At 53.2% G+C, this 5,376-nt stretch carries 2 tRNA genes and 3 rRNA genes; all 5 read left to right on the top strand.

Annotated elements, in window-relative coordinates:
• Nucleotides 1–177: 177 nt before the first annotated feature.
• The 5 genes from ABE464_RS19035 to rrf all read left to right on the top strand — a co-directional run bounded on the left by ABE464_RS19035 (nt 178) and on the right by rrf (nt 5,368).
• Nucleotides 178–1,724: ribosomal RNA gene (locus tag ABE464_RS19035) — 16S ribosomal RNA — on the top strand.
• Nucleotides 1,725–1,819: 95 nt separating this feature from the next.
• Nucleotides 1,820–1,895 (top strand) — tRNA-Ala (locus ABE464_RS19030).
• A gap of 47 nt (nt 1,896–1,942) precedes the next feature.
• Nucleotides 1,943–2,019: transfer RNA gene (locus ABE464_RS19025), tRNA-Ile, on the top strand.
• Nucleotides 2,020–2,249: 230 nt separating this feature from the next.
• Nucleotides 2,250–5,128 (top strand): 23S ribosomal RNA (locus tag ABE464_RS19020).
• Nucleotides 5,129–5,253: 125 nt separating this feature from the next.
• Nucleotides 5,254–5,368: ribosomal RNA gene (gene rrf / locus ABE464_RS19015) — 5S ribosomal RNA — on the top strand.
• Together the 16S, 23S and 5S rRNA genes with 2 tRNA genes alongside form the textbook arrangement of a ribosomal RNA operon.
• Nucleotides 5,369–5,376 lie beyond the last annotated feature (8 nt).

Raw genomic sequence — 5,376 nt, 5'->3', positions numbered from 1 at the left:
TCCAAAGTTCTTTGACAGTATGCGCAGGTATCTTGTGAAGGCGCCTGCAGGAAGGATGTATGTCCATCTTGCAGACGTTTGATCAAGCAACATATCAATTGTTTTAAAGCAAGCGAAACGTTGCCAGCGGTCAAGCATCTGCAGCTTTAAATTTTTAGTCCTCGGACTATGCGTTTTTAAGTGAAGAGTTTGATCCTGGCTCAGAGTGAACGCTGGCGGTAGGCCTAACACATGCAAGTCGAACGGCAGCACAGTAAGAGCTTGCTCTTATGGGTGGCGAGTGGCGGACGGGTGAGGAATACATCGGAATCTACCTTTTCGTGGGGGATAACGTAGGGAAACTTACGCTAATACCGCATACGACCTTCGGGTGAAAGCAGGGGACCTTCGGGCCTTGCGCGGATAGATGAGCCGATGTCGGATTAGCTAGTTGGCGGGGTAAAGGCCCACCAAGGCGACGATCCGTAGCTGGTCTGAGAGGATGATCAGCCACACTGGAACTGAGACACGGTCCAGACTCCTACGGGAGGCAGCAGTGGGGAATATTGGACAATGGGCGCAAGCCTGATCCAGCCATACCGCGTGGGTGAAGAAGGCCTTCGGGTTGTAAAGCCCTTTTGTTGGGAAAGAAAAGCAGTCGATTAATACTCGGTTGTTCTGACGGTACCCAAAGAATAAGCACCGGCTAACTTCGTGCCAGCAGCCGCGGTAATACGAAGGGTGCAAGCGTTACTCGGAATTACTGGGCGTAAAGCGTGCGTAGGTGGTTGTTTAAGTCTGTTGTGAAAGCCCTGGGCTCAACCTGGGAATTGCAGTGGATACTGGGCGACTAGAGTGTGGTAGAGGGTAGTGGAATTCCCGGTGTAGCAGTGAAATGCGTAGAGATCGGGAGGAACATCCATGGCGAAGGCAGCTACCTGGACCAACACTGACACTGAGGCACGAAAGCGTGGGGAGCAAACAGGATTAGATACCCTGGTAGTCCACGCCCTAAACGATGCGAACTGGATGTTGGGTGCAATTTGGCACGCAGTATCGAAGCTAACGCGTTAAGTTCGCCGCCTGGGGAGTACGGTCGCAAGACTGAAACTCAAAGGAATTGACGGGGGCCCGCACAAGCGGTGGAGTATGTGGTTTAATTCGATGCAACGCGAAGAACCTTACCTGGTCTTGACATGTCGAGAACTTTCCAGAGATGGATTGGTGCCTTCGGGAACTCGAACACAGGTGCTGCATGGCTGTCGTCAGCTCGTGTCGTGAGATGTTGGGTTAAGTCCCGCAACGAGCGCAACCCTTGTCCTTAGTTGCCAGCACGTAATGGTGGGAACTCTAAGGAGACCGCCGGTGACAAACCGGAGGAAGGTGGGGATGACGTCAAGTCATCATGGCCCTTACGACCAGGGCTACACACGTACTACAATGGTAGGGACAGAGGGCTGCAAACCCGCGAGGGCAAGCCAATCCCAGAAACCCTATCTCAGTCCGGATTGGAGTCTGCAACTCGACTCCATGAAGTCGGAATCGCTAGTAATCGCAGATCAGCATTGCTGCGGTGAATACGTTCCCGGGCCTTGTACACACCGCCCGTCACACCATGGGAGTTTGTTGCACCAGAAGCAGGTAGCTTAACCTTCGGGAGGGCGCTTGCCACGGTGTGGCCGATGACTGGGGTGAAGTCGTAACAAGGTAGCCGTATCGGAAGGTGCGGCTGGATCACCTCCTTTTGAGCAAAGACAGCATCGTCCTGTCGGGCGTCTTCACAAGTAACCTGCATTCAGAGTTTCACGTCGGCCAAGCCGATGTGGATAGTCCCGTATATGGGGCCTTAGCTCAGCTGGGAGAGCACCTGCTTTGCAAGCAGGGGGTCGTCGGTTCGATCCCGACAGGCTCCACCACACGCCGCGAGTTTATCGACGCGGTAGCAATGAGCTGAACGGACATTGGGTCTGTAGCTCAGGTGGTTAGAGCGCACCCCTGATAAGGGTGAGGTCGGTAGTTCGAGTCTACCCAGACCCACCACTCTGAATGACTAGCGCATACAAAGAATTTATTACGGATCAGCATTGTGGCTGGTACGTGTTCTTTTAAAACTTGTGACGTAGCGAGCGTTTTGAGATTCTATCTTAGACGTGTCGTGAGGCTAAGGCGGAAGACTTAAATGTCTTCTTATTAATTGAGTCGTTATATTTCGTATCTGGGCTTTGTACCCCCAGGTCATATATGTAACCCAAGGCAACTTGCGGTTATATGGTCAAGCGAATAAGCGCACACGGTGGATGCCTTGGCGGTCAGAGGCGATGAAGGACGTGGCAGCCTGCGAAAAGTATCGGGGAGCTGGCAACAAGCTTTGATCCGGTAATGTCCGAATGGGGAAACCCACCCGCTTGCGGGTATCCTGCAGTGAATACATAGCTGCTGGAAGCGAACCTGGTGAACTGAAATATCTAAGTAACCAGAGGAAAAGAAATCAACCGAGATTCCCTGAGTAGCGACGAGCGAACGGGGACTAGCCCTTAAGCTGGAATGGTTCTAGAAAAACAGCCTGGAACGGCTGGCCATAGAAGGTGATAGCCCTGTATTTAAAAGGGCCACTCCAGTGAAGACGAGTAGGGCGGGGCACGTGAAACCCTGTCTGAACATGGGGGGACCATCCTCCAAGGCTAAATACTACTGACCGACCGATAGTGAACCAGTACCGTGAGGGAAAGGCGAAAAGAACCCCGGAGAGGGGAGTGAAATAGATCCTGAAACCGTGTGCGTACAAGCAGTAGGAGCTCGAAAGAGTGACTGCGTACCTTTTGTATAATGGGTCAGCGACTTACTGTTCGTGGCAAGCTTAACCGTATAGGGGAGGCGAAGGGAAACCGAGTCTGATAAGGGCGCATAGTCGCGGGCAGTAGACCCGAAACCGGGTGATCTAGTCATGGCCAGGGTGAAGGTGCCGTAACAGGTACTGGAGGCCCGAACCCACGTCTGTTGCAAAAGACGGGGATGAGCTGTGATTAGGAGTGAAAAGCTAATCGAACCCGGAGATAGCTGGTTCTCCTCGAAAGCTATTTAGGTAGCGCCTCATATGTATCCTCTCGGGGGTAGAGCACTGTTATGGCTAGGGGGTCATCGCGACTTACCAAACCATTGCAAACTCCGAATACCGAGACGGACTGTATGGGAGACACACGGCGGGTGCTAACGTCCGTCGTGAAAAGGGAAACAACCCAGACCCACAGCTAAGGTCCCAAATTCACTGCTAAGTGGAAAACCATGTGGAAAGGCACAGACAGCCAGGAGGTTGGCTTAGAAGCAGCCACCCTTTAAAGAAAGCGTAATAGCTCACTGGTCGAGTCGGTCTGCGGGGAAGATTTAACGGGGCTAAGCAGTGAACCGAAGCTTGGGGTGTGCATATTTATATGTACGCGGTAGAGGAGCGTTCCGTAAGCCGTTGAAGGTGGATTGAGAAGTCTGCTGGAGGTATCGGAAGTGCGAATGCTGACATGAGTAACGATAATGCGGGTGAAAAACCCGCACGCCGAAAGCCCAAGGTTTCCTTGCGCAACGTTAATCGGCGCAGGGTGAGTCGGCCCCTAAGGCGAGGACGAAAGTCGTAGTCGATGGGAAGCAGGTTAATATTCCTGCACCTCGCGTAAGTGCGATGGAGGGACGGAGAAGGTTAGGTGTACCCGGCGTTGGTTGTCCGGGGGAAAGGCGGTAGGTTTGGATCTTTGGCAAATCCGGGATCCTTTAAGACCGAGCACCGAGACGAGTCTTTAAGACGAAGTCACTGATACCACGCTTCCAGGAAAAGCTCCTAAGCTTCAGCTTACGCAGACCGTACCGTAAACCGACACAGGTGGGTAGGATGAGAATTCTCAGGCGCTTGAGAGAACTCGGGTGAAGGAACTAGGCAACATGGCACCGTAACTTCGGGAGAAGGTGCGCCCTTTTTGGTGGCTCATGCGAGCTATAGCTGAAGAGGGCCGCAGTAACCAGGCCGCTGCGACTGTTTATCAAAAACACAGCACTCTGCAAACACGAAAGTGGACGTATAGGGTGTGACGCCTGCCCGGTGCTGGAAGGTTAATTGATGGGGTCAGCCGCAAGGCGAAGCTCTTGATCGAAGCCCCAGTAAACGGCGGCCGTAACTATAACGGTCCTAAGGTAGCGAAATTCCTTGTCGGGTAAGTTCCGACCTGCACGAATGGCGTAACGACAGCGGCGCTGTCTCCACCCGAGACTCAGTGAAATTGAAATCGCTGTGAAGATGCAGCGTTCCCGTGGCAAGACGGAAAGACCCCGTGAACCTTTACTATAGCTTTACACTGAACGTTGAGTTCGTCTGTGTAGGATAGGTGGGAGGCTATGAAACCATGGCGCTAGCTGTGGTGGAGCCATCCTTGAAATACCACCCTGTCGTGCTTGACGTTCTAACCTAGGTCCATAATCTGGATCGGGGACCGTGTATGGTGGGTAGTTTGACTGGGGCGGTCTCCTCCTAAAGAGTAACGGAGGAGCTCGAAGGTACGCTCAGCGCGGTCGGACATCGCGCACTGTGTGCAAAGGCATAAGCGTGCTTGACTGCAAGATCGACGGATCAAGCAGGTAGGAAACTAGGACTTAGTGATCCGGTGGTTCTGTATGGAAGGGCCATCGCTCAACGGATAAAAGGTACTCCGGGGATAACAGGCTGATACCGCCCAAGAGTTCATATCGACGGCGGTGTTTGGCACCTCGATGTCGGCTCATCACATCCTGGGGCTGTAGTCGGTCCCAAGGGTATGGCTGTTCGCCATTTAAAGTGGTACGCGAGCTGGGTTCAGAACGTCGTGAGACAGTTCGGTCCCTATCTGCCATGGGCGTTGGAGATTTGAGAGGGGCTGCTCCTAGTACGAGAGGACCGGAGTGGACGAACCTCTGGTGTTCCGGTTGTCACGCCAGTGGCATTGCCGGGTAGCTATGTTCGGAAGCGATAACCGCTGAAAGCATCTAAGCGGGAAGCGCGCCTCAAGATGAGATCTCCCGGGGCACAAGCCCCCTGAAGGAACCATATAGACTATGTGGTTGATAGGTCAGGTGTGTAAGTACAGCAATGTATTGAGCTAACTGATACTAATGATCCGTGTGGCTTGACCATATAACCTCAAGTTGCCTTGGCCGACATGACATGTCGATAGATCCCAAGTGCACGCTACGTCACAAGACTTACGAGAGGCAGGCGCCTTAATCCGTTCCTTAGGATGGCGACGCTCCAACTGTCTCCCTGGTGAAATTAGCGCTGTGGAACCACCCGATCCCATCCCGAACTCGGAAGTGAAACGCAGCTGCGCCGATGGTAGTGTGGCCTAAGCCATGCGAGAGTAGGTCATCGCCAGGGTTTTTACC

Source organism: Stenotrophomonas sp. TWI587 (assembly GCF_039674145.1).
Lineage (GTDB): Bacteria > Pseudomonadota > Gammaproteobacteria > Xanthomonadales > Xanthomonadaceae > Stenotrophomonas > Stenotrophomonas maltophilia_AY.
Note: the sequence above shows the minus strand (reverse complement) of the source record. Positions and strands in the feature narration are given on the sequence as shown.